A 21,542-nucleotide genomic window follows, 5' to 3' on the forward strand; every position below is an offset into this window, starting at 1 on the left:
TCAGGCCGCTTCGTCGGAGTCCGACTGCGGGGCGAACTGCGTGCGGTACAGCTCCGCGTAGTGACCACCTCGGGCGAGCAGCTCCTCGTGGGTGCCCTCCTCGGCGATCGTGCCGCCGTCGATCACCAGGATCCGGTCGGCCTCCCGGATGGTCGCCAGGCGGTGGGCGATGACCAGCGCCGTGCGACCCGACAGCGCGGTGGCCAGCGCCCGCTGCACCGCCGCCTCCGACTCCGAGTCGAGGTGGGCGGTGGCCTCGTCGAGCACCACGATCGGCGGCGCCTTGAGCAGCAGCCGCGCGATCGCCAGTCGCTGCTTCTCACCTCCCGAGAGCCGGTGCCCGCGATCGCCGACCACCGTGTCCAGCCCGTCGGGCAAGCTCTCGATCAGCTCGCCCAGCTGCGCGGTCCGCAGCGCCTCGACGAGCTCGTCCTCGGTGGCCTCCGGGCGGGCGAAGGCGAGGTTCTCCCGGATCGTGTCGTGGAACAGGTGGGCGTCCTGGGTGACCACCCCGACGTGCTCGTACAGCGACGCCAGCGACGCCTCCCGCACGTCGATCCCGCCGATGCGCACCGCGCCCGCGTTGACGTCGTAGAGCCGACCGGCCAGGTTCGTGATGGTCGTCTTGCCCGCACCGGAGTGACCGACCAGCGCGATCGTCTGACCCGGTCGAGCGCGGAAGCTGATGTCGTGCAGCACGGGGTGGGCGGGGGAGTTGTCGGCCCGCGCCACCGACTCCAGCGACGCCAGCGACACCTCGCTGGAAGCGGGGTAGCGGAACGACACCTGGTCGAACTCGACGTCGGAGGCCCCGGCGGGCAGCTCCCGGGCGTCGGGCTTCTCGGTGATCATCGGCTTGAGGTCCAGCACCTCGAAGACCCGGTCGAAGCTCACCAGCGCCGTCATGATGTCCACGTGGACGTTCGACAGCGCGGTCAGCGGTCCGTAGAGCCGGTTGAGCAGCGTCGCCAGCGCCACCAGCGTGCCCAGCTGGAACGCCCCGGCCAGCACCAGGCCGCCGCCCAGGCCGTAGACCACGGCGGTGGCCAACGCCGCCAGCAGCGTCAGCGCCACCATGAACACCCGGCTGTACATCGCCGAGATGATGCCCATGTCGCGGACCTTCTCGGCGCGGCGGGCGAAGCGGTCGGACTCCTCGTCCGCGCGGCCGTAGAGCTTGGCCAGCATCGCCCCGGACACCCCGAAGCGCTCGGTCATCAGCGAGCTCATCTCGGCGTCGAGCTGCATCTGCTCGCGGGTGATGCGCTGGAGCTTGCGACCCACCCAGCGCACCGGCAGCAGGAACAGCGGCAGCATGACCAGCGAGATCACCGTGATCTGCCAGGACAGCGTGAACATGGTGGCCAGCACGAGGACCAGGCTCAGCACGTTGGACACCACCGACGACAACGTCGAGGTCAGCGCACGCTGCGCGCCGATGACGTCGTTGTTGAGCCTGCTGACCAGAGCCCCGGTCTGGGCGCGCACGAAGAACGCCACCGGCATCCGCTGGACGTGGTCGAAGACCTCCCGGCGCAGGTCGTAGATCAGGCCCTCGCCGAGGCGCGCGGAGTACCAGCGCTGGGCGAGGCTCATCGCCGCCTCCAGCACGGCGACCGCGGCCACCCCCAGCGCCAGCCACACCACCAGCGAGAAGTTCCGGGGCACGATGCCGTCGTCGATGATGGCCTTGAACAGCAGCGGGTTGACCACCCCGAGCACGGCGGCCAGCGCGACCAGCACCAGGAACGGCACGATGTCGCGCACGTAGGGCCGGGCGTAGCCGGCGATGCGGCGCAGCAGGCCGGCGGACAGGCGTTGCCGGGTGACGGACTTGTCGCTCGCGAACGAGCGCATCGTCGACCAGTTGGCGTTCACTTGGTGGTCCTTCGTGACGTGGTGGTGCTCAGCGGTTCGGGTGACTACATCCTCGGACTTCGTGCTAGGTGGAAGTCAATGCGCCTCCCGGATGTTCCCCGCGCACCGCCAAGCGGACAGTTGGGCACCACAACGATTCGGCCACATCCCGCGTCCGATCGATGCGCCCGGAGAGGTTGATCTTGAACGATGGGCGTGCACTGCGCGGAGTGCCGCCCCTGGACACCTTCCGGAGTGCGGCGAGCTCGGCGAACCCGGTCTGGCTGGTGAAGGAGAACGACCACGTGGTGAAGGGCGCGGCCAGGGACGGTCGAATCGTCGCGGAGCTCGACGGCACGCGACTTCCGCTGCGCATCGCGGACCGGTTCTTCCTCGCAGCGCACAGCGGGGAGAGTCGCATCTCCCCGCGGATCGACGGGGAACTGCTGGCGCTGGGCTGCGCCGGCGGTCTGCTGGCGGAGCTGCTCGTCGAGGAGGAGATCGCCCTGACCCCCGACGTGCGGCCCAGCGGCAACGGGCGCTGCCCGGACTTCCTGTCCTGGACGGTGCTGCGCGAGATCCGCCGCGAGTCCGGGCACGACCTGAACACCTGGCTGGAGTACCTGGCGCAGACCGCGGTGGAGAAGGTGCGGTGCAGGCTGGTCCTGGTCGACGTCCTGCGCGAGGTCCCGGTGTCGGGCGGGCTGCGCGGCGGTTCGGCCGCGGCGTGGCGCATCGCCGACGACCACCGCGGGAACACCACCGCCGACCTCGAAGAGCTGTTCACCGGAACCGAGACCGCCACCGGCAACGGCGTGATCACCGTGCCCGAACGGCTCGCCGAGATCACCTTCGCCCTGCTGGTCCGCGAGACCGGGGCGCTGCGGCACCTGCGTCTGTCCAAACAGGCGCAGCGCCAGGGTGATTTCCGCATGGACTCGTGGGAATCGCTGCTGCCCGGCACGTTGCGCAGCCTGGTGCACGAGATCGCCGTCGCACGCGGGAGATCTGCCATCACCCCACGCCACTGAGAAGATCCGAGGAGCGCGACACTTGCCATCTTCGAACGTCTCGGCGGCACTGGCCGGATCCAGGCTGGGCGTGCTGTCGATCGTGTTCTTCACGGTGGCCGCCGGCGCCCCCGCCACCATCGTCGGCGGTGTCTCCGTCAGCGGATTCGCCGTGGCCGGAACGCCCGGCGTGCCGCTGGGCTACCTGGCGATGGCGCTGGTCGTGGGGGCGTTCGCCATCGGCTACGTGACCATGTCCCGGCACGTCGACAACGCGGGCGCCTTCTACGCCTACATCGCCAAGGGGCTCGGCGGTGCCACCGGAACCGGGGCCGGGGCGGTCGCCGTGGTGTCCTACCTGATGATCCTCGCCGGGCTGGTCGGCGGGTTCGGCGTCGGCGCAGCGGATTTCGCCGAGCGGCTCACCGGCCTCGCGGTGGCCTGGTGGTGGTTCTCGGCGGCCGCGATCCTGCTGGTCGCGACCCTGGGGGTGCAGCGCATCGACGTCAACGGGCGGGTGCTCGCCCTGCTGCTGCTGGCCGAGGTGACGGTGCTGCTGGTCTTCGACGTGGCGTTCGTGGCCGCACCCGCCCCCGGCGGCGTCGGGTTCGGCTCGCTCGACCCCGCGGAGCTGGTGATCGGTTCGACCGGGTCGATCCTGCTGATCGCCTTCACCGGCTTCATCGGCTTCGCCAACCTCACCGTGCTGGCCCAGCAGGCGCGCGACCCGCGCACCGTCATCCGCGCGGCCTTCCTGTCGCTGCTGGTCATCAGCGCGCTGTTCACGGCCTCCACCTGGGCGATCACCGAGGCCGCCGGGCCGGGCGAAGTGGTGGCCGCCGCCGACCGGCACTCCACGCGCCTGCTGTTCGTCCTGGCCGCCGACCGCCTCCCGGCCGCGATCGTCGACCTGGGCAACGCCCTCTACCTGACCTCGCTGTTCGCCGCGGCTCTGGCCTTCCACCACGTGTGCGCCCGCTACCTGTTCGCCCTCGGCCGGGAGGGGATCGGCCCGGCGTGGTGGGCGCGGACGAGCACCCGCACCGCCGCGCCGGTCGCCGGATCGCTGATCGCGACCGGAGCGGCGAGCGTCGCGGTGCTGGCCACGGGGGTGCTGGGGCTGGACCCGGCCGTGCACCTGTTCTTCTGGGGTGCCACGACCGGTGCGCTGGGCGTGCTGCTGCTGGTGCTGCTGACCTCGATCGCCGTCGTCGGCTACTTCCGCCGCGTCGGCGGGAACGGCTACGGCGCGTGGCCCACCACGATCGCGCCCACCGGGGCATCGGTTCTGCTGGCTGTCGTGCTGGTGCTGGCGGTCTCCTCCTACGACACCACGCTGGGCGTCGGTCCGGGACACGCGCTGGGCTGGGTGGTTCCGTCGGGCCTGGCGGTGGTCTTCACGCTCGGCCTGGTCTGGGGCGTGGTGCTCAAGCGCGCCAGACCGGAGGTCTACGCGCGCATCGGACTCGGCGCGCGGGCGACCGTGGTGCGCATCGGTCCGGAGGAGCTGGTCGGTCGTTGACCGGCGGTCGCGGCAGGGCACCCGGCTCCGTGCCCTGCCGTGGCGACGAGGCGTCAGGTTTCGGCACCCGTGTAGCGGAACTCCCAGGTTCCATCACCGTTCTTGCCCGCGCGCTCGTAGATCAGCCGCGGTGGCACGGCCTCCGGATTGCGCGCGCGAGCGGGAAGGGTGATGCGCGGGATCGGTTTGCCCGATGAATCGGCCGAAACGGTCAGCTCCTGACCGTCCTGCGGCCCACCGCGGAGCCGGACCCGGATGTCTGGCACGGCGACCCCTTTCCTTCTCCCAAAGACGCGAGGACAACGACATCGGCTAGGACCCGCGCACCCGTGGCCCGGTTCCCGCAGTCACTTGATCGTGTGGGCGAGGAGATCATCCCGTCACCAGATCCAGGAGCTCACACCGGTACATCCTGGTAGAAACGATGGATGAACGTAGCACGAACGGTGCGATTGACCTTCCCCGCCGGTGCGGTCGAATCCGACACGCACGTCAACCTCTCGGCGGTCCGCACCGACGGTGAGCACCTGTGGATCGCCGGCGACGAGACGGCCACGGTCGAACGGCTCACCTGCGACGACCCCGGCAAGCCCACCGAGTACCGGGAACACGTGAGCTTCCCGCTCGCCGACGTCGTCGACCTGCCCGGTGAGGCCGACGAGGAGGTCGACGTCGAGGGGATCTCCCGCAACGGACCGTTCCTGTGGGTGGTGGGGTCGCACAGCGCCAAGCGGCGCAAGATCAAGTCGCACCACTCCGACGCCAAGGCCGCCAAGCGCCTCGCCTCCGTCAGCGCCGAACCGAGCCGCCGGGTGCTCGCCCGCATCGCCCTGTCCGACGACGTGCCTGCCGAACGCACCCCGGAGGGCGCCCGCAGCGCCGGCCTCGGCAGGGGAGGGCTGTTCGCGCTGCTGGCCGACGACGACCACCTGGCGCCGTTCCTCACCATCCCGGGCAAGGACAACGGGCTCGACGTCGAAGGCATCGCGGTGCACGGGGAACCCGGCGAGGAGCGCGTCTACCTCGGACTGCGCGGTCCGGTGCTGCGCGGCTGGGCGGTGGTGCTGCTGCTGGAACCCCGCGAGGACGACGGGGAGCTGGAGCTGCGCAAGCTCAACGGCCACCGCTACGCCAAGATCTTCCTCGACCTCGACGGTCTGGGCATCCGCGACATGTGCGTGCACGGCGACGACCTGCTGCTGCTGGCCGGGCCCTCGATGGATCTCGACGGCCCGGTCCGCGTCTACCGCTGGCCGGGCGCGGCCACCCTCGACGCCGCCGACGTCGTCCACCGCGGCGAACTGCACCGCGAGCTCGACCTGCCGCACGGCGAGGGCGACGACCACGCCGAGGGGATCGCGCTACTGCCCTCCGGTGAGCTCCTCGTCGTCTACGACAGCCCAGCACCGCACCGGCTGGAGGAGCCGGGCGCGGTGCTGGCCGACGTCGTCCCGCTCTGACCGGTCAGGCGTCCGGGTGGACCAGGACGTGGAGCGTCCTGGGGCCGTGCACGCCCTCGACGCGGTTGAGCTCGATGTCGCTGGTGGCCGAGGGACCGCTGATGAACGTCGTCGGGCGGACCGGGTCCAGGCGCGACAGCGCGGCGGGCACGTCGTCGCTGACCTGGGATTCGCCGACGACGCAGATGTGAAGGTCCGGGACCAGGGTGGCCGCCCGGCGGCCCTGGCCCGGGCCGTGGTCCAGCACGATCGTGCCGGTCGAGGCGATGCCCACCGCGGCTGTGGTGATCACCGCGTCGACCTGCTCCAACGCCGCCGTGTCGGCTGCCGGGTCGACGAGCTCGAACTCCTCGCCCAGAGCGGCCGACCACGCCTGTGGTGCCCCATCCGGGATGAGCAGCCGACGCGCTCCGGCCGCGCGCGCGGTCGCGGCGATCGCCGGTGCGACGGCGTCGGAGGCCACCCGGTCCACAGTGGCCTGGTAGTCGGCCACCGCTTCGCAGAACGACCCCACCAGATCCGCCAGCGGACGCGCCGTGCGGTAGTCGCGGGGAACGGCCGACAGGGGAGTGCGCTCGGCATCGCGCAGCGCCCGCCGCACCTTCCCCAGCACGGCCTCGCGAGCCGAGTTCGAACTCATGCCTTGCCTCCTCGGTTCCGCTCCCACCAGGACCGGAACGACTCCTGCGCGGGCGCGGGCGCATCCCGCGCGTCGGTCCACCGCGACAGCGGCGCGGGCAGCCGGCCGATCGTGCCGCGGCGGCCGATCACCTTCCGGCTCCACGACGCCAGCTTCTGCGCCACCGCCAGCCGCTTCGCATCGCCGAGCACCCACGAGGCCACGCCCATCAGCGCGTCCATCGGCTTGTCGCGGACGCCCGAGTGCTCCTCGACGACGCGAGTGCGCAGGTGCACCAGCAGGTCCGGGATGTCGATGGCCACCGGGCACACGTCGTAGCACGCACCGCACAGGGAGGACGCGTACGGCAGGGACTTGTCCACTTCGGACGCGGTCCCGCGCAGCTGCGGCGTCAGCACGGCGCCGATCGGCCCCGGGTACACCGAACCGTAGGCGTGGCCGCCGGTGCGCTCGTAGACCGGGCACACGTTCAGGCACGCCGAGCAGCGGATGCAGCGCAGGGCCTGCCTGCCGACCTCGTCGGCCAGCGCGTTGGTGCGCCCGTTGTCCAGCAGCACCACGTGGAACTCCTGCGGCCCGTCACCGGCGGCCACCCCGGTCCAGGTCGAGGTGTAGGGGTTCATCCGCTCGCCGGTGCTCGACCGCGGCAGCAGCTGCAGGAACACCTCCAGGTCCTGCCAGCTCGGCACGATCTTCTCGATGCCCACCACGCTGATCAGCGTTTCCGGCAGGGTCAGGCACATCCGCCCGTTGCCCTCGGACTCCACGACCACCAGGGTCCCGGTGTCGGCGACCGCGAAGTTGGCACCCGAGATCGCGACCTTGGCGCGCAGGAACTTCTCCCGCAGGTGCCGGCGCGCCGCGTCGGCCAGGCGCGCGGGCTCGTCGGTCAGGTCGTCAGGAGCCGGGGTGCCGACCTTGCCCATCTCGCTGCGGAAGATCTCCCGGATCTCCGCGCGGTTGCGGTGGATCGCCGGCACCAGGATGTGGCTGGGGGTGTCGTGTCCCAACTGGACGATCAACTCCGCCAGGTCCGTCTCCCACGCGTCGATCCCGGCCTCGGCCAGCGCTTCGTTGAGCTCGATCTCCTGGGTGGCCATCGACTTGACCTTGACGACCTCGCGCTCGCCGGTGGCCCGCACCAGCTCGGTGACGATCCGGTTGGCCTCCTCGGCGTCGCGGGCCCAGTGCACCGTGCCGCCGGCCTCGGTCACCGCGGTCTCGAACCGCTCCAGGTAGGTGTCCAGGTTGGACAGCGTGTGGGCCTTGATCGCCGCCCCGGATTCGCGCAGCTGCGCCCAGTCGTCGAGCTCGTCGACGACGTCGGCGCGCTTGCGGCGGATCGTGGTGGTGGCGTTGGCCAGGTTGTGCCGGAGCTGGGAATCGGCGAGCTCGCGCTTGGCCGCGTCCGGGAACGAGGGCATGCCCAGGTGGGTCGCGCTCACAGCTGGTCTCCTTCCGTCGAAGCCAGGATCTCGGCCAGGTGCAGCACCCGGACCCCGGAGCGCTGGCGGGACAGCAATCCGCCGATGTGCATCAGGCACGAGGAGTCCCCGGCGCACAGCACCTCCGCGCCGGTCTCGCGCACGTGGCGCGCCTTGTCCGATCCCATCGCCACCGACACGTCGGGGTTCTTCAGCGCGAACGTGCCGCCGAAGCCGCAGCACTGGTCGGACGCGGGCAGCTCCACCAGGTCCAGCGAGCGCACCGCGCGCAGCAGCCGCACCGGGCGTTCCCCGACCCGCAGCAGCCGCGTCGAGTGGCAGGTGGGGTGGTAGGTGACGCGGTGCGGGAAGTAGGCGCCGACGTCGGTCACGCCCAGCACGTCGACCAGGAACTCCGAGAGCTCGTGCACCTTCGGCGCCGTGCGCTCGACGGCGCTGGTCAGCGCGCGGTCGCCGTCGGCGACCATCGCGTGCTGGTGGCGGACCGAGGCCACGCACGAACCCGACGGCGCCACGATCGCGTCGTAGCCGGCGAAGGCGTCGACGAAGGTCCGCACCGAGGACTTCGCCTGCTTCCGGTACCCGGTGTTGGTGTGCATCTGACCGCAGCAGGTCTGGGCCGCGGGGAAGTCCACCTCGCAGCCCAGCCGCTCCAGGACCTGCAACGTCGCCTTCGGGGCTGACGGGAATAGCGTGTCGCCGAGACAGGTCGCGAACAGTGCCACCCTCATGCGCGCATCACCGGTTCCTCTCCGTCCGGGGCTCACGAGCATCCTCGCGCACCGCGCGCCACAACACCGGACTTGCTGACCATTGTATGGTCCGACCATAGCGGAGACTTACCCTAGGTACCGGCGACGGCGCGTGTAAAGGGGACCCGAGTGACCGGCTTCGAATCCGACGCGGCCGACGCCGAATGGCGTCCGGTCGCGCGCACCCGCACCTACGAGCTGGTCATCGACCGGGTCGAGGAGCAGATCGTCTCCGGCTCGCTCGAGGTCGGTGACCGGCTGCCCGCCGAACGCGACCTGGCCAAGATGCTCGGCGTCAGCCGAGCCGCGGTGCGAGAGGCCTTCCGCGCGCTGGAAGCCCAGGGAGTGCTGCGCATGAACGTCGGCACCGGGCCCGATTCGGGAACCACCGTGGCCGCCCTGCCCAGCGAGGCGCTGACCCGGCTGCTGCGACTGCACGTGGCGCTGGCGAACTTCCCCGTCGCCGACGTGGTGCGCGCCAGGATCATGCTCGAACGCGAGAGCGCCCGGCACGCCGCCACCCGCGCCCGGCCCGACGACCTGGCCAGGCTCGGCGAACTCCTCGACGAGATGGACTCGCCCGACTGCGACCGCGCCCGCTTCAACGACCTCGACACCGAGTTCCACGTCGGCATCGCCGAAGCCGGTGGGAACCGGCTCGTCGCGGACATGACCATCGCCATCCGGGAGTCGATGCGCCGACCGCTGCTGGCGGCGTTCGACGACCGCGGGGACGACTGGTACCCGATCGCCGAGGAACTGCGCCACGACCACCGCGCGATCCACCAGGCGCTGCGGGACGGCGACGCCGACGCCGCCGAGAAGCTCACCGAGTCCCACATCCGCGCCTCCTACCGGCACGGCTGGGCCCAGGAACTGCCCTAGGTGCCGTGAGGAGCGCGGCGGAGCCGGTGTTTTTCAGGTGTGGGACTCAAGCTCGCACCGCCGCGGGTTCGTCAGCGGTTTCGTGGCGAGTACGCCGGGACGCCGTGCACTGGACATACATCAGGAGCGGCGCACGGAGTCCACGAAGCCGCTCAGGTTCCGCCACCCGCACCGCTGAGCAAAGCAACCGCGAAACCGCCCCAGCTCAGCGGACCACCGCGCGGGACTGCGGGGAGACCGCGAGGTCGGCGGCGATGCGGCGGGTGGTGTCCAGCAGGGGCGGCAGCAGGTCCTCGTGCGCGGCTTCGAGCGTGGTCCGGCTGGCGTGCGAGGAGATGTTGGCGGCGGCGACGACCCGGCCGTAGCGGTCGCGGATCGGCGCCGCGATCGAGCGCAGGCCCGCCTCCAGCTCCTGGTCGACCAGCGCCCAGCCCTGCTCCCGGATGCGCGCCAGCTCCTCGACGAGGTCGGCGCGGGTGGTGATGGTGTGCGGGCCCAGCGGCGCGAGGTCGATCTGGTCGAGGTGCGCGTGCAGCTTGTCCTCGGGCAGATCGGCCAGCATCACCCTGCCCATCGAGGTCGCGTAGGCGGGGAAGCGGGTGCCGATGTTGATCGAGACCGCCATGATCCGCGAGGTGGGCACGCGGGCGACGTAGACGACGTCGGTGCCGTCGAGCACCGACACCGACGCCGACTCGTGCACCTCGGAGACCAGCTGCTCCAGGTGGGGCTGGGCGATCTCCGGCAGCGACACGCTCGACAGGTACGAGAAGCCCAGCTCCAGCACGCGCGGGGTCAGCGCGAACACCCGCCCGTCGGTCCACACGTAGCCCAGGTGCACCAGGGTGTGCAGGAACCGGCGGGCCGCCGCGCGCGAGAGATCGGTCGCGCGGGCGACCTCCGACAACGTCATCTCCGGGTTGGCCTCGTTGAACGCGCGGATCACCAGCAGCCCGCGCGCCAGCGACTGCACGTACCCGGTGCCCGTGTCGGACTCGGATTCCATCGATGATCCCCTCGTCGGCGCAGCTCCAGGTGAAGTTACTCCGTTTGCTCCTCGGCGAGGATCGTATTGGCGATGCCGAAGGCGGTGTTCGCGCGGGGCACGCCCGCGTAGATCGCCACGTGCATCAGCACCTCCTTGATCCGCTCGGGCTCCAGGCCGTTGCGGCGGGCCGCGCGCACGTGCATCGCGAACTCGTCCTCGCAGCCGGTCGCGGCCAGGATCGCCAGCGTCAGCATGCTGCGCGTCGGCCGGTCGACGCCGTCGCCGGTCCACACCTCGCCCCACGCGTAGCGGGTGATGAAGTCCTGGAAGTCCTCGGTGAACTCGGTCTTGCGCGCGTTGGCGCGGTCGACGTGCGCATCACCGAGGACCGCGCGGCGCACCTGCATCCCCGCGTCGTGGCGGGCTTCGTCGCTCATGCGGCTCCTCCGAAGTGCTCCAGCAGCAGCCGGTTGACGGCCTCGGGCTGCTCGGCGTTGGCCAGGTGCGCGGCCGGCGACAGCACTTCCACGCGCGCGCCCGCGACACCGGCGGCGATGCGCTCGGCGTGCGACGGGGGAGTGGCGGGGTCTTCCGCACCGGCGATCACCAGGGTGAGGGCGGTGATGGCCGGCAGGTCGTCGAGGATGTCCATCCCGGCGATCGCCTCGCAGCACGCCGCGTACCCCTCGGCGTCGGCCCTGGTGATCATGTCGCCGAACTTCGCCCGGACGTCGGGACGTTCGGCCGCGGCCGGGGTGAACCAGCGGGGCAGGGACGGCTCGACCATCGCGGCCATGCCGTGGGCGCGCACGGTCGCGGCGCGGTCGAGCCACGCGGTGCCGCCCAGGTCCGCCGAGGTGCAGATCAGCGCCAGCCGTCCGATGCGCTCCGGCGCGTGCTCGGCCAGCCACATCCCGGTCATGCCGCCCAGCGACACCCCGGCGAAGTGCGCCTCGGCGATGTCCAACCGGTCCAGCAGTTCCAGCACGTCGCCGCCCAGCTGCGCCAGCGTGTAGGGACCGGGCTTGCCCTCGGTGCCGCCGTGCCCGCGCTGGTCGTAGCGCAGCACGCGGAACCTGCCGGTCAGCGCCGGGACCTGCTCATCCCACAGGCGCATGTCGGTGCCCAGCGAGTTGGACAGCACCACGACCGGAGCCCCCTCGGGCCCGGTCAGTTCGTGGTTGACGTTCACCGCTTCTCCAATCCGGTGTGTGCGGCCAGTGCCCGGTCGATGAAATCCGATGCGGCGCCCAGGTAATCGCTCGCGGACGTGGCCGCGATGACGTCCTGCTCGGACAGCACGTCGCGCACTCTCGGCTCCGCGAGCAGTTCGGCCCGCAGCGTGCTGCCGCGGTCGACGGTGCGGCGGCACAGCTCGGCGACCAGTTCCTGGGCCTCGGTGCGGCCGAGCGCGCCGGCCAACCGGGCCGCGGTGTTCTCGGCGAGCACCAGGCCGTGGGTCAGTTCGAGGTTGGCGGCCATGCGCTCGGGGTGGACGCGCAGGTCCGACAGGAGTTCTCGGGTTCGGCGGGCGGCGCCGGCGGTCAGCCGCAGCAGGTCGGTCAGCGGCTCCCACTCGGACTGCCACGCCCCGGCCGCGCGCTCGTAGGCCTGCGGCATCGCCGACAGCAGCGTCGCCACCAGCCCCGGAACCCGCTGGGTCGAGGCGGTGATCAGCACAGACGTCGCCGGGTTCTGCTTGTGCGGCATGGCCGAGGAACCACCCGGCTTGCCCTCGGTGAGCTCGCCGACCTCGGTCTGGGCGTGCAGCTCCACGTCGAGGGCGATCTTGCCCAGCACCCCGGACGCCGTGCCCAGGGCTCCGGCGAGCTCGGCGATGCGGGTGCGGTCGGTGTGCCAGGGCAGCACCGGTTCGGCCAGGCCGAGCCGCTCGGCGAGCCCGGTCAGCACCGCGGTGCCCTCGGTTCCCAGTGACGCGAGAGTGCCCGCCGCGCCGCCGAACTGGACAGCCAACGGGACTCGCTCCAGCCCGGCGATCGCCTCGTCCAGGGCGGTCAGCCAGCCCGCGCAGCGCAGCCCGAACGTCGTCGGCAGCGCCTGCTGCAGCAGCGACCGGGCGACGAGCACCGTGTCCCGGTGCTCCTCGGCCAACCGCGCGCACTCCCGGGCCGCTGCCCGGAGGTCGTCGAGGACCAGATCCAGCGCGCCGCGGGTCACCAGCATCGCCGCCGTGTCGATGACGTCCTGGCTGGTGGCGCCCTTGTGCACGTGCGGCCGGGAATCCGGGCCGACCAGGGCGGTGAGGTCCTTGACCAGGGCGATCACCGGAGTCGCCGAGGACACCGCGCGCTCAGCGATGGCCGCGGCGTCGAACTCCTCGGCGCGGCAGTGCGCGGCGATGTCCGCCGCGGCCCCGGCGGGCACGATCCGGGCGTCGGACTGGGCGGCGGCCAGTGCCGACTCGAAGTCCAGCATCGCCTGCAACCACGCGTCGTCGCCGGTGCGCGCCGTGGCCTCCGGAGTGCTGAACATCGAACCGAACAAGCCGGCCTCCCTCGATCCCGTGTGGACTCGCGGCACCATCAGACCGCGAAGAACACCGTTTCGCCATCGCCCTGCAGGCGGATGTCGAACCGCAGGCCGTCAGCCTCGGCGACACCGATCAGCGTGTCCCGGCGCTGCGCGGGCACCGCCGAGAGCACCGGGTCGGTGTCGTTGGCCGCCTCGTCCGGGAAGTAGACGCGGGTCACCACGCGGTTGAGCATGCCGCGCGCCAGCACCGTCACGTCGATGTGCGGCGCCTCGGTCTGCCCGCCCGGAGTGGGCAGCGGGCCCGGTTTGACCGTGCGGAACCAGAAGCGGCCCTCCGGGTCGGTGCCGCACCGGCCGAACCCCTGCCAGCCGGAGGACTCCGGGCGCGGGTCGTCGGGGTGGTCGAATCGGCCCTGCTCGTCGGCCTGCCAGATCTCGATCACCCCGTCCGGGACGGGATCGCCGTTGCCGTCGCGGAGAACACCGCGCAGCACGACCGCGCCCTCGCGGTCGGCGGGGACGAGTTCGGGGCCGTCGTCCCAGAGCATGCCCTGCGGCAGCGCGAAGAACGGGCCGACCGTCTGCGACGGGGTGGTGGCGGGAGCGCTCATCAGTCGTCGTCCTCCTCTTCCTCGTCCTCGAACACCGTGGCCTGGGGACCGCGCAGCACGATGTCCCACTTGTAGCTCAACGCCCACTCGGGTTCGGTCGAGTCCAGGTCGAACCGGGAGATCATCCGCTCCCGCGCCTTCTCGTCGCGCACCGAGTTGAAGATCGGGTCCTGGTGGAACAGCGGGTCGCCCGGGAAGTACATCTGGGTGATCAGCCGCTGCGTGAACGCCTGGCCGAACAGCGAGAAGTGGATGTGCGCGGGCCGCCAGGCGTTGTCGTGGTTGCGCCACGGGTAGGCGCCCGGCTTGATCGTGACGAACCGGTAGTTGCCCTCGGCGTCGGTCATGCAGCGGCCGGTGCCGGAGAAGTTCGGGTCCAGCGGCGCCGGGTGCCGGTCGCCCTGGTGCAGGTAGCGGCCCGCCGCGTTCGCCTGCCAGATCTCCACCAGCGTGTTCGGCACCGGCTTGCCGGAGGAGTCCAGCACCTTGCCGGAGACGATGATCCGCTCGCCCAGCGGTTCCCCGTCGTGCTGGGTGGTCAGGTCGTCGTCGTGGGCGCCGCACCGGTCCTGGCCGAGCAGTGGGCCGGTGACCTCGGTGAGGTACTGCGGCAGGTACTGCAGCGGCTGCTTGGGGTGCCGCAGCGTCGAGGACCGGTATTCGGGCGAATCCAGCGGCGCGTGCGAGGCATCGTCGGACGCGTACTCCGGCAGGATGAGACCGGACCCGGACCGCGTCTCATGAACAGTCATGGGAGCTCCTTGAACAGCTTCGTTCGCAGGTCTTGTCGCAGCGGTTCTAGACCGTAGCTTTCAGGGCGCGCAGGACTTCCAGCTCGTTTTCACTGGGCGGATCCTGGGTCCCGAGGTCGTCGGCGACCTTGAGGTCCCAGCCGACGGCCGCCTTGGCCTGCTCGACGGTGGAGCCGGGGCTGAGCTCGGTGAGGGTGAGCTCGCAGGTCTCCGGGTCCGGGCGCAGGACGCCGAGGTCGGTGATCACCTTGACCGGGCCGCGTCCGCGCAGGCCCAGCGCCTCGCGGTCGCCCTTGCCGGTGCCGTAGCCCAGCGAGGTCACGAAGTCCACGCGGTCGACGAAGCTGCGCGGGCTCATCCGCATCACGATCAGCACCTCGCCGCACGACGCCGCGATCTCCGGGGCACCACCCGCACCGGGCAGGCGGACCTTGGGGTTGCGGTAGTCGCCGCCGATGACGGTGGTGTTGATGTTGCCGAAGCGGTCGACCTGCGCCCCGCCGAGGAAGCCGATGTCGATGCGGCCCGGCTGCAACCAGTAGTTGAAGATCTCCGGGACGCTGATCACCGAATCCGCCGTGTCGGCCAGCACTCCGTCGCCGATGGACAGCGGCAGCCGGTCCGGCTTGGTGCCCAGGGTGCCCGACTCGTAGATCAGCACGAGGTTCGGCGCGTGCGTGCGGCGCGCCAGGTTCGCCGCCGTGCTGGGCAATCCGATGCCCACGAAGCACTTCGCCCCGTCGTCCAGCGACCGGGCGGCACCGACGGTCATCATCTCGTCGGAGGTGAACTCCAGGCTCATCGCGCGCTCCTCTCCGCACCGCGGACCTCGGTCGTCAGCCACTGCTCGAAGCGCTCGCGGTCCCGGCCGATCGGGTCCCATTCCTGGTAGTACTCGTTGTCCCGCTCGTAGTAGCCCTGCGCGTAGGAGGGGTGCGCGCCGCGCGGCACCTCGGCGACGGCGGTGACCACCCACTGCGGCAGCACGACGGCGCCGGGCACCGGGGTGAGCTCTTCGACGATCTCCTCGACGGTCACCAGCGACCGCTTCGAGGCCAGGACGGTCTCCTTCTGCACGCCGGTGATGCCCCACATCTGCACGTTGCCCGTCTTGTCGGCGCGCTGCGCGTGGATGATGCCCACGTCCGGGTTCACCGCGGGCACGGCTGTGAGCCGCTCGCCGGTGAACGGGCACTCGATGGGCTTGATGGTGTCGGTCTGGTCGGGCAGGTCGGTCCCGGTGTAGCCGCGCAGCACGGCGAAGGGCAGCCCGGAGGCGCCGGCGGCGTAGCGGTTGGCCATGCCGGCGTGGCTGTGCTCCTCGATCTCCAGCGGCACCGGCCAGGAGTTCTGGATGGCGTCGCGGAAGCGGTGCAGCGACCCGACGCCGGGGTTGCCGCCCCAGGAGAAGACCAGCTTGCGCGCGCAGCCCGCGCCGATCATCTGGTCGTAGACGATGTCCGGCGTCATCCGGATCAGCGTCAGGTCCTTGCGGTGTTGCCGGATGATCTCGTGACCGGCGGCGACCGGGATGAGATGCGTGAAGCCCTCCAGCGCCACCGTGTCACCGTCGTGGACCAGCTCCGCGACGGCCTCGCGAAGGCTCAGGATGCGTGCCACCCCGACCACCTCTCGTTGTGCGCATAGTGAACAAGTGTGCTGTATGCGAACGATAGAGGACCCGCTGCGGCCAGGTCAAGGGCGGTTTCGCCTGGTTGAAGGGTGCGGGAGCGGTCAGAGCTCGCTGGCGGCCGGGAGTCCGTCGGCGGGCAGGCCGAGGATCCCGACGGCGGCCTCGGCGGCGGCCGTGGCCTGCAGGTACCCGGTCTCGCCCCAGGCCAGCAAGTCGCCGGCCTTGCTCGGGTGCACCAGCAGTCGCCGGTAGGTGCGCCCGCTGTCGGGGTCCGGCGCGGGCGGGTAGGCGCAGGAGATCAGTGCCGCCATCCGGACCTGCGCGTAGGGCGAGATGCCGTCGTTGACGCACTGGTAGCCGAGGTAGTGCGGCTCGTCGATGTCGACGGTGACCTCTTCCATGGCTTCGCGGCGCAGGATGTCGACGTAGGCGACCTCGCCCGGCTCCGGGCGTCCGCCGGGCAGCGTGTGCTTGGTGCCGTCGAGGCGGATCAGGAGCCTGCCGTCGGGGACGAAGAGGAACCCGTACACCTGCCGCACCGCCAGACCCGCCGGAACGGGGTCGGTGTGCCAGGAGAACTTGGGCATTGGTGCGGGTCCCTTCGGCGAGGTGCGGAGAAAAGATCACTTTACCCGAGAGGGCGGTGTGAGCACCTGCGTTCGAAAGGGTGTTTCCGCTGCGCACAGATCTCAAATCGGACATTCGGGATGGATCAAGTTCTGTGATCTGGTTCACAGAGCCGGTTCGGGTTGCTACACCTGATCGGCCGAATCCGCTCCAGCCAGGAGGCATCGTGGCCATCCAGGATCGAGAGGTACCGGAGGCAGGGGCCGAAGCCCGCGAACTGCCCAGCAGATTCCTTCCCGCGGCCAAGTACCGAGACCTGCCCGAACCCCGCACGTTCCGCCAGATCTTCGGGGCCAGCATCATCCTCACCGCCACCGCGATCGGTTCCGGCGAGTTCGTGCTGTGGCCCTACATCACCAGCCAGGTCGGGCTCGTTCTGATGTGGACGGCCGTGCTCGGCTTCTTCATGCAGTACATCCTCAACATGGAGATCGAGCGGTACACGCTGGCCACCGGCGAGACCGCGGTCACCGGCTTCACCCGGATCTGGCCGCCCCTGGGCGTGCTGATCACCGTCATCGCGATCATCCCGAACCTGTGGCCGGGCTGGGCGACCGGTGCGGCCACCATCGTCACCTACGTGGCCGGGGCGGGGTCTCCGGTGCCCATCGCGATCGTGGCCATGGTCGCCATCGGTGCTGCCCTGACCCTGTCCAAAGTGGTCTACAAGACCGTGGAACGCGTCGAGATGGTGCTGGTCGGCGGCATCGCGGTGTTCCTCGTGGTGGCCCTGTTCGTCGGAACCGGGCTGTCCGACTGGGCCGCGTTCGGCGCGAGCTTCGCCCACGTCGGGCAACTGCCGCCGATGGAGGAGGTCGGCGGGATCGCCGCGCTGCTGGGCGCGATCGCCTTCGCCGGCGCCGGTGGCGGCAACAACCTGGTCCAGAGCAACTGGGCGCGCGACAAGCAGATGGGCATGGGGCAGTACATGCCGCGCGTGACCTCGCCGTTCACCGGCCAGGAAGCCGCCGCCGCGGGCACCGGGCACATGTTCCTCGACAGCGACGAGAACCGGCGCCGCTGGAAGGGCTGGTGGAAGGTCGCCAACGTCGAGCAGTTCGGCACCTTCTTCCTGCTCGGCTGCGGAACGCTGGTGATCATGTCGGTGCTGGCCTACGCCACGGTGTTCGGCGTTCCGCTGCCGGAGGACGACTTCGACTTCATCCGCGCCCAGGGCGAGATCTTCGGCGAGCGCTTCGGGGGGTGGTTCCAGACCGCGTTCTGGATGGCCGGTGCGATCGCGCTGTTCTCCACCCAGCTGGGCATCATGGACTGGGTCAGCCGGTTGACCGCCGACACCGTCAAGGTCACGTTCTTCCGCGGCAGCACGAAGGTCACCGAGAGCCGCATCTACTTCGCGGTGATCTGGGTGATGATCATCGCCGGTTCGGCGATCCTGCTGTCGGGCACCGAGGAGCCGCTGGCGCTGATCCTGATCTCCTCGTCGGCGGGCGGCGTGGTGATGTTCCTGTACTCGATGCTGCTGATCTTCACGAACCGCCGGTTCCTCCCGCGCTCGATCCGGCTGGGCGGCTGGCGGATGGTCATGATGTGCGTGGCCGTGGTGTTCTACGGCTACTTCTCCATCGCCCTGCTCGTCGACCAGTTCTAGACGGGGCTGAGCACGACCCAGACCTGACCGGTGTCCACCGTGAGCGGTGCGCCGGTCCGGTCGGTGTAGGTGGTGGGAGCTTCGGGGGAGGGCCGGTTCCAGGTGCCCTCGAAGCTCTTGCCGTCGCGCAGCATCACCATCGGACCGCTGCCGATGCTCTCGGCCACCGGCGACGGGTTGCCCGCGGCGTCGCGCACCGCCGAATCGTGCGTGCGCACCTTCTGGACGATCACGGTCGAGACGCCGAGCCGTCCGCTGTGCACCGCCGCGTAGGGCTCGCCGTCCATCGAGACCATCCACCGCTGCGACGGGTGATTGTAGAAGAACCCGATGGTGGCGGCGGGGTAGCGGACCTCGTAGCGCTCGGTGGGCGCGCCGCCGCCGGGAACGTCGCCGATCACCGGCCTGCTCGCTCCGGGCCACGGCTGCGCCGGCGGCAGCCTGGTCGAGTCGACGAACAGGTTGTGCGGAACCGGGCGAGATTCGTCGCGGGAGTAGGCGTCGGGCGCGTTGGCGTCGGAGGCGTCGGTCAGCGGGGCGGCCGCGATGATCGGCAGCACCTCGGGAGCCGCGCCCGAGTAGGCCAGCGTGGGTCTCCCGTACTGGGGGAGGAGCTCGGCGTCGGTCTCGCGCGCGCTGCGCACCGGGCCGACGGTCTTGGGCTTGTGCGTCGCGAAGATGCCCAGGATCCGGCTCAGCCCGCCTTCGACCGGCTCGACGTAGACCACGTCCGCCGCGTCGATGCCCACCGGTGGACGCCCCTCGGACGAGTTGTCGATCTTGACCGCCACCACCGGCGGTCCGTCAGGCGTCGCTGCGCCGCCCTGCTCGCCGGAGGTGGTGCCGCCGCCCTGCGGTGGAGGTGGAGCCGGGGTCGGCTGGCAACCCGTCAGAGCGAGGGTCGCGATCGCGATCAGCGCGGCGAAGAACGTGCGTAAGCGGGTGCGCATGGTGCGGCCGACTCCTTCCCCCTGCTGTCCGAGCCTACGGATCTGGAAAGAATTCGCATTTCGATCGAGGTCCTGAGCCTGGGGGAGGCGCGCGCGGAGGTAAGTTAGCATTGCTAATGGTTGTTCGACGCAACCGTTCTCCCGCGTCGCGAAGAAGGAGGTTCCTTGACCGAGGCACAGCCGCCCTCGACGGTCCGCACGCTGGTCAGCACCCTGTGGTTCCCCGCGTTCTTCATCTGCGGGTTCATGCTCTGCTACCTGCTGCCGATGCACGCCCCGAAACCCCACGACATGCCCGTCGTGGTCGTCGGGGACCAGGCCGCGCACCAGCTCGCCGCGACCTTCCACGCGCGCATGCCCGGCGGCTTCGACATCACCCCGGTCCCCGACGAGGCCCGCGCGCGCGACGCCATCACCCAGCGCGAGGCCGTCGCCGGTTATGACCCCGGCAGCGGCGAACTGCTCTACGCCAAGGCCAACGGCTCGGCGCTGATGATGATCCTGCAGCAGATCTTCACCCCGGTCGCCGCAGCCACCGGACACCACCTGGTGCTCACCGACCTCGCACCGTCGGCACCCGGTGACGTGATGGGCACCGGCCTGCTCTACTGCCTGCTGGCGATGAACATCCCGCCTTACGTCACGGTGATGATGTTGCTGCGCGCCGAACTGCGCACCCGCCAGAAGCTCGCCGCCCTGGTCGGGGTCGGCGCGTTCGCCTCGATCGTCTGCTACACGGCGGCGCTGTCCATGGGCGTGATCTACAACCAGCTGTCGCTGCTGCTGGTCGGTTTCCTGCTGACCCAAGCCGTGGGGTGGACGTCGTTCGGGCTCGTGCCGTTCGTCAAGCAGTTCCTGCCCGGTGTGGCGATGGGGCTGTTCGTGCTGCTGAGCATGCCGTCCTCGGGCGGTGCGATCCCGAAGGAACTGGTGCCGCCGTTCTTCCAGGCGCTGCACGGGGTTCTGCCCCTCGGGCAGGCGGTCGACTCGATGCGCGGCATCCTCTACTTCGACGGCGTCGGCGCTGCGCGCGGCATCCTCGGGCTGTGCTGCTGGTTCGCCTTCGGCATCGCGCTGGTCGTCGGCCACCTGTGGTGGGTGCGGCGCAAGACCGGAGCCGACCCGGAGGCGGTGACGGCAGCCGGCACCTACGAGCACGAGGACGACGACGGCGTGGTGCTGGACCCGGTGTTCGAGGCGCCGAAACCCCGCAGGCACCGCACCCTTTCCGGCGCCGTGCGCGACAGCGCGGGAACCCCGGTTCCCGGCGCGGTCCTGACCATCACCGACCAGTCCGGCCTGCAGCTGGCCCGCCTCGTCGCCTCGCCGGTGGGCGAGTACGAGGTCCACGACCTGCCGGAGGGTTTCGCGACCGTCGTGGTCTCCGCCCCGGGCAGGCGGCCCGCCGTGGATCGGGTCAGGATCCGCCCGGGACGCGTCGAGGGCCAGGACTTCGAGCTGCCGTCCGAGCGCGCCGGGGCGACCCGGAGGTAGCCGAGAGCGCCGACCGGCCGCGGGGGCTGATCGGCGGTCGGTCGGCGAGAGGTGACAATGAGGCCATGAGCAACACGCGGGTCGCGGTCGTGACGGGTGCCGGTTCGGGGCTGGGGCGGGTGATCGCCCGAGCGCTGCTGGACGAGGGGTACGGGGTGGCGCTGGCCGGGCGTCGCGCCGAGCCGTTGACCGAGGCGGCCGGCGACGCCGCGGGCGCCGCGGTCGTGCCCACCGACGTCACCGATCCCGACTCGGTGGCGGCCCTGTTCGACGGCGTCCGCGAGCGGTGGGGGCGGCTGGACCTGCTGGTCAACAACGCCGGCACGTTCGGTCCCGCCGGTGACGTCGGCCAGCTGCCGGCAGCGGACTTCAACGCCGTGGTGCAGGCGAACCTGACCGGCTCGTACCTGTGCGCCCACCACGCGTTCCGGATCATGAAGGACCAGGACCCGCGCGGCGGGCGCATCATCAACAACGGCTCGATCTCCGCCCACGCGCCCCGGCCGCGCAGCGTCGCCTACACGACGACCAAGCACGCGATCACCGGGCTGACCAAGTCGATCTCGCTCGACGGCCGCGCGCACGACATCGCCTGCGGCCAGATCGACATCGGCAACGCCGCCACCGACATGACCTCCGGCATCGCCACCGGCGCCGCCCAGGCCGACGGATCGGTGCGTCCCGAACCCACCTTCGACCCGCAGCACGTCGCCGACGCCGTGCTCTACATGGCCGGGCTTCCGCTCAACGCCAACGTCCAGTTCATGACCATCACCGCCACCACCATGCCCTTCATCGGCCGCGGCTAGGA

The 21,542-nt window shown here is 70.8% G+C and carries 22 protein-coding genes; 7 read left to right on the forward strand and 15 right to left on the reverse strand.

All coding sequences use genetic code 11. The annotated features are described in order from the left end of the window. The gene (locus KBO27_RS08250; RefSeq protein ID WP_210969793.1) at nucleotides 1-1,857 is read right to left on the reverse strand and encodes an ABC transporter ATP-binding protein; all 1,857 of its coding nucleotides are present in this window, start codon (nucleotides 1,855-1,857) and stop codon (nucleotides 1-3) included. Between the two features lie 203 nt (nucleotides 1,858-2,060). Between KBO27_RS08250 and KBO27_RS08255 the strand changes: the two genes are divergently transcribed. Continuing rightward, entirely contained in the window at nucleotides 2,061-2,888 is an 828-nt protein-coding gene (locus KBO27_RS08255; RefSeq protein WP_246536590.1) for a GPP34 family phosphoprotein, read from the forward strand. A 22-nt stretch (nucleotides 2,889-2,910) separates the two neighbouring features. Further along, complete coding sequence (locus KBO27_RS08260) at nucleotides 2,911-4,389, forward strand: APC family permease (protein WP_210969390.1); 1,479 nt, start codon at nucleotides 2,911-2,913, stop codon at nucleotides 4,387-4,389. 53 nt (nucleotides 4,390-4,442) lie between these two features. Here the strand turns inward: KBO27_RS08260 and KBO27_RS08265 are convergent, their stop codons facing one another. Further along, a complete protein-coding gene (locus KBO27_RS08265; protein WP_132673410.1) occupies nucleotides 4,443-4,655 on the reverse strand; it encodes a DUF8847 domain-containing protein in 213 nt (70 codons plus the stop codon). Nucleotides 4,656-4,817: 162 nt separating this feature from the next. Between KBO27_RS08265 and KBO27_RS08270 the strand changes: the two genes are divergently transcribed. Next, nucleotides 4,818-5,849: a DUF3616 domain-containing protein gene (locus tag KBO27_RS08270; RefSeq protein WP_210969391.1), complete on the forward strand. Its 1,032-nt coding sequence runs from the start codon at nucleotides 4,818-4,820 to the stop codon at nucleotides 5,847-5,849. Nucleotides 5,850-5,853: 4 nt separating this feature from the next. On the opposite strand, the gene KBO27_RS08275 is transcribed toward KBO27_RS08270, so the two are convergent. The 3 genes from KBO27_RS08275 to KBO27_RS08285 are packed head-to-tail and all read right to left on the reverse strand — an operon-like array spanning nucleotide 5,854 to nucleotide 8,665. Beyond that, nucleotides 5,854-6,489, reverse strand: coding sequence for a LutC/YkgG family protein (locus KBO27_RS08275; protein WP_210969392.1), 636 nt, complete (start codon nucleotides 6,487-6,489; stop codon nucleotides 5,854-5,856). Then, nucleotides 6,486-7,913 carry a LutB/LldF family L-lactate oxidation iron-sulfur protein gene (locus KBO27_RS08280; RefSeq protein WP_210969794.1) on the reverse strand — a complete coding sequence of 476 codons (1,428 nt, stop codon included), beginning with the start codon at nucleotides 7,911-7,913 and terminating at the stop codon, nucleotides 6,486-6,488. The genes KBO27_RS08275 and KBO27_RS08280 overlap by 4 nt, the downstream gene beginning before the upstream one ends. 17 nt (nucleotides 7,914-7,930) lie before the next feature. Further along, nucleotides 7,931-8,665 (reverse strand): (Fe-S)-binding protein, encoded by a 735-nt coding sequence (locus KBO27_RS08285; RefSeq protein ID WP_132673407.1) that lies wholly within the window; start codon nucleotides 8,663-8,665, stop codon nucleotides 7,931-7,933. A 150-nt stretch (nucleotides 8,666-8,815) separates the two neighbouring features. Between KBO27_RS08285 and KBO27_RS08290 the strand changes: the two genes are divergently transcribed. Then, a complete protein-coding gene (locus KBO27_RS08290; protein ID WP_210969393.1) occupies nucleotides 8,816-9,571 on the forward strand; it encodes a FadR/GntR family transcriptional regulator in 756 nt (251 codons plus the stop codon). 205 nt (nucleotides 9,572-9,776) lie between these two features. Here the strand turns inward: KBO27_RS08290 and KBO27_RS08295 are convergent, their stop codons facing one another. From KBO27_RS08295 to KBO27_RS08335, 9 genes are all read right to left on the reverse strand, one after another. Then, nucleotides 9,777-10,577, reverse strand: a complete 801-nt coding sequence (locus KBO27_RS08295) for an IclR family transcriptional regulator (RefSeq protein WP_132673405.1) — start codon at nucleotides 10,575-10,577, stop codon at nucleotides 9,777-9,779. A gap of 35 nt (nucleotides 10,578-10,612) precedes the next feature. Next, a complete protein-coding gene (pcaC, locus tag KBO27_RS08300; protein WP_210969394.1) occupies nucleotides 10,613-10,996 on the reverse strand; it encodes a 4-carboxymuconolactone decarboxylase in 384 nt (127 codons plus the stop codon). Beyond that, nucleotides 10,993-11,751, reverse strand: a complete 759-nt coding sequence (pcaD, locus tag KBO27_RS08305) for a 3-oxoadipate enol-lactonase (protein WP_210969395.1) — start codon at nucleotides 11,749-11,751, stop codon at nucleotides 10,993-10,995. The genes pcaC and pcaD overlap by 4 nt, the downstream gene beginning before the upstream one ends. After that, complete coding sequence (gene pcaB, locus KBO27_RS08310) at nucleotides 11,748-13,064, reverse strand: 3-carboxy-cis,cis-muconate cycloisomerase (protein ID WP_246536591.1); 1,317 nt, start codon at nucleotides 13,062-13,064, stop codon at nucleotides 11,748-11,750. The genes pcaD and pcaB overlap by 4 nt, the downstream gene beginning before the upstream one ends. A 38-nt stretch (nucleotides 13,065-13,102) precedes the next feature. Beyond that, nucleotides 13,103-13,663, reverse strand: coding sequence for a protocatechuate 3,4-dioxygenase subunit alpha (pcaG, locus tag KBO27_RS08315; protein WP_210969396.1), 561 nt, complete (start codon nucleotides 13,661-13,663; stop codon nucleotides 13,103-13,105). Next, on the reverse strand, nucleotides 13,663-14,415 hold the full coding sequence (gene pcaH, locus KBO27_RS08320; RefSeq protein WP_210969397.1) for a protocatechuate 3,4-dioxygenase subunit beta: 753 nt from the start codon (nucleotides 14,413-14,415) through the stop codon (nucleotides 13,663-13,665). The genes pcaG and pcaH overlap by 1 nt, the downstream gene beginning before the upstream one ends. A 46-nt stretch (nucleotides 14,416-14,461) precedes the next feature. Continuing rightward, nucleotides 14,462-15,217, reverse strand: coding sequence for a CoA-transferase subunit beta (locus tag KBO27_RS08325; RefSeq protein ID WP_210969398.1), 756 nt, complete (start codon nucleotides 15,215-15,217; stop codon nucleotides 14,462-14,464). Then, a complete protein-coding gene (locus tag KBO27_RS08330; protein ID WP_210969399.1) occupies nucleotides 15,214-16,035 on the reverse strand; it encodes a CoA transferase subunit A in 822 nt (273 codons plus the stop codon). Before KBO27_RS08330 ends, KBO27_RS08325 begins: the two co-directional genes overlap by 4 nt. 114 nt (nucleotides 16,036-16,149) lie before the next feature. Continuing rightward, a complete protein-coding gene (locus KBO27_RS08335; RefSeq protein WP_210969400.1) occupies nucleotides 16,150-16,635 on the reverse strand; it encodes an NUDIX domain-containing protein in 486 nt (161 codons plus the stop codon). Between the two features lie 206 nt (nucleotides 16,636-16,841). On the opposite strand from KBO27_RS08335, the gene KBO27_RS08340 reads away from it, so the two are divergent. Further along, nucleotides 16,842-18,287 (forward strand): Nramp family divalent metal transporter, encoded by a 1,446-nt coding sequence (locus KBO27_RS08340; protein ID WP_307870294.1) that lies wholly within the window; start codon nucleotides 16,842-16,844, stop codon nucleotides 18,285-18,287. On the opposite strand, the gene KBO27_RS08345 is transcribed toward KBO27_RS08340, so the two are convergent. Further along, entirely contained in the window at nucleotides 18,284-19,237 is a 954-nt protein-coding gene (locus KBO27_RS08345; protein WP_210969401.1) for a DUF3048 domain-containing protein, read from the reverse strand. The two genes, KBO27_RS08340 and KBO27_RS08345, sit on opposite strands and share 4 nt — an antisense overlap. Nucleotides 19,238-19,402: 165 nt before the next feature. Between KBO27_RS08345 and KBO27_RS08350 the strand changes: the two genes are divergently transcribed. Continuing rightward, a complete protein-coding gene (locus KBO27_RS08350) occupies nucleotides 19,403-20,731 on the forward strand; it encodes a carboxypeptidase regulatory-like domain-containing protein (protein WP_246536592.1) in 1,329 nt (442 codons plus the stop codon). A gap of 65 nt (nucleotides 20,732-20,796) precedes the next feature. Then, entirely contained in the window at nucleotides 20,797-21,540 is a 744-nt protein-coding gene (locus KBO27_RS08355; protein ID WP_210969402.1) for an SDR family oxidoreductase, read from the forward strand. Nucleotides 21,541-21,542 lie beyond the last annotated feature (2 nt).

Source organism: Saccharopolyspora endophytica (genome assembly GCF_018070075.1).
Lineage (GTDB): Bacteria > Actinomycetota > Actinomycetes > Mycobacteriales > Pseudonocardiaceae > Saccharopolyspora > Saccharopolyspora endophytica.

Coding starts and splice junctions, on each gene's coding strand:
- KBO27_RS08250 (WP_210969793.1), bottom strand. CDS start 1,857: ATGCGCTCGTTCGCGAGCGACAAGTCCGTCACCCGGCAACGCCTGTCC.
- KBO27_RS08270 (WP_210969391.1), top strand. CDS start 4,818: ATGAACGTAGCACGAACGGTGCGATTGACCTTCCCCGCCGGTGCGGTC.
- KBO27_RS08275 (WP_210969392.1), bottom strand. CDS start 6,489: ATGAGTTCGAACTCGGCTCGCGAGGCCGTGCTGGGGAAGGTGCGGCGG.
- KBO27_RS08280 (WP_210969794.1), bottom strand. CDS start 7,913: ATGCCCTCGTTCCCGGACGCGGCCAAGCGCGAGCTCGCCGATTCCCAG.
- KBO27_RS08285 (WP_132673407.1), bottom strand. CDS start 8,665: ATGAGGGTGGCACTGTTCGCGACCTGTCTCGGCGACACGCTATTCCCG.
- KBO27_RS08295 (WP_132673405.1), bottom strand. CDS start 10,577: ATGGAATCCGAGTCCGACACGGGCACCGGGTACGTGCAGTCGCTGGCG.
- pcaC (WP_210969394.1), bottom strand. CDS start 10,996: ATGAGCGACGAAGCCCGCCACGACGCGGGGATGCAGGTGCGCCGCGCG.
- pcaG (WP_210969396.1), bottom strand. CDS start 13,663: ATGAGCGCTCCCGCCACCACCCCGTCGCAGACGGTCGGCCCGTTCTTC.
- pcaH (WP_210969397.1), bottom strand. CDS start 14,415: ATGACTGTTCATGAGACGCGGTCCGGGTCCGGTCTCATCCTGCCGGAG.
- KBO27_RS08325 (WP_210969398.1), bottom strand. CDS start 15,217: ATGAGCCTGGAGTTCACCTCCGACGAGATGATGACCGTCGGTGCCGCC.
- KBO27_RS08335 (WP_210969400.1), bottom strand. CDS start 16,635: ATGCCCAAGTTCTCCTGGCACACCGACCCCGTTCCGGCGGGTCTGGCG.
- KBO27_RS08345 (WP_210969401.1), bottom strand. CDS start 19,237: ATGCGCACCCGCTTACGCACGTTCTTCGCCGCGCTGATCGCGATCGCG.
- KBO27_RS08355 (WP_210969402.1), top strand. CDS start 20,797: ATGAGCAACACGCGGGTCGCGGTCGTGACGGGTGCCGGTTCGGGGCTG.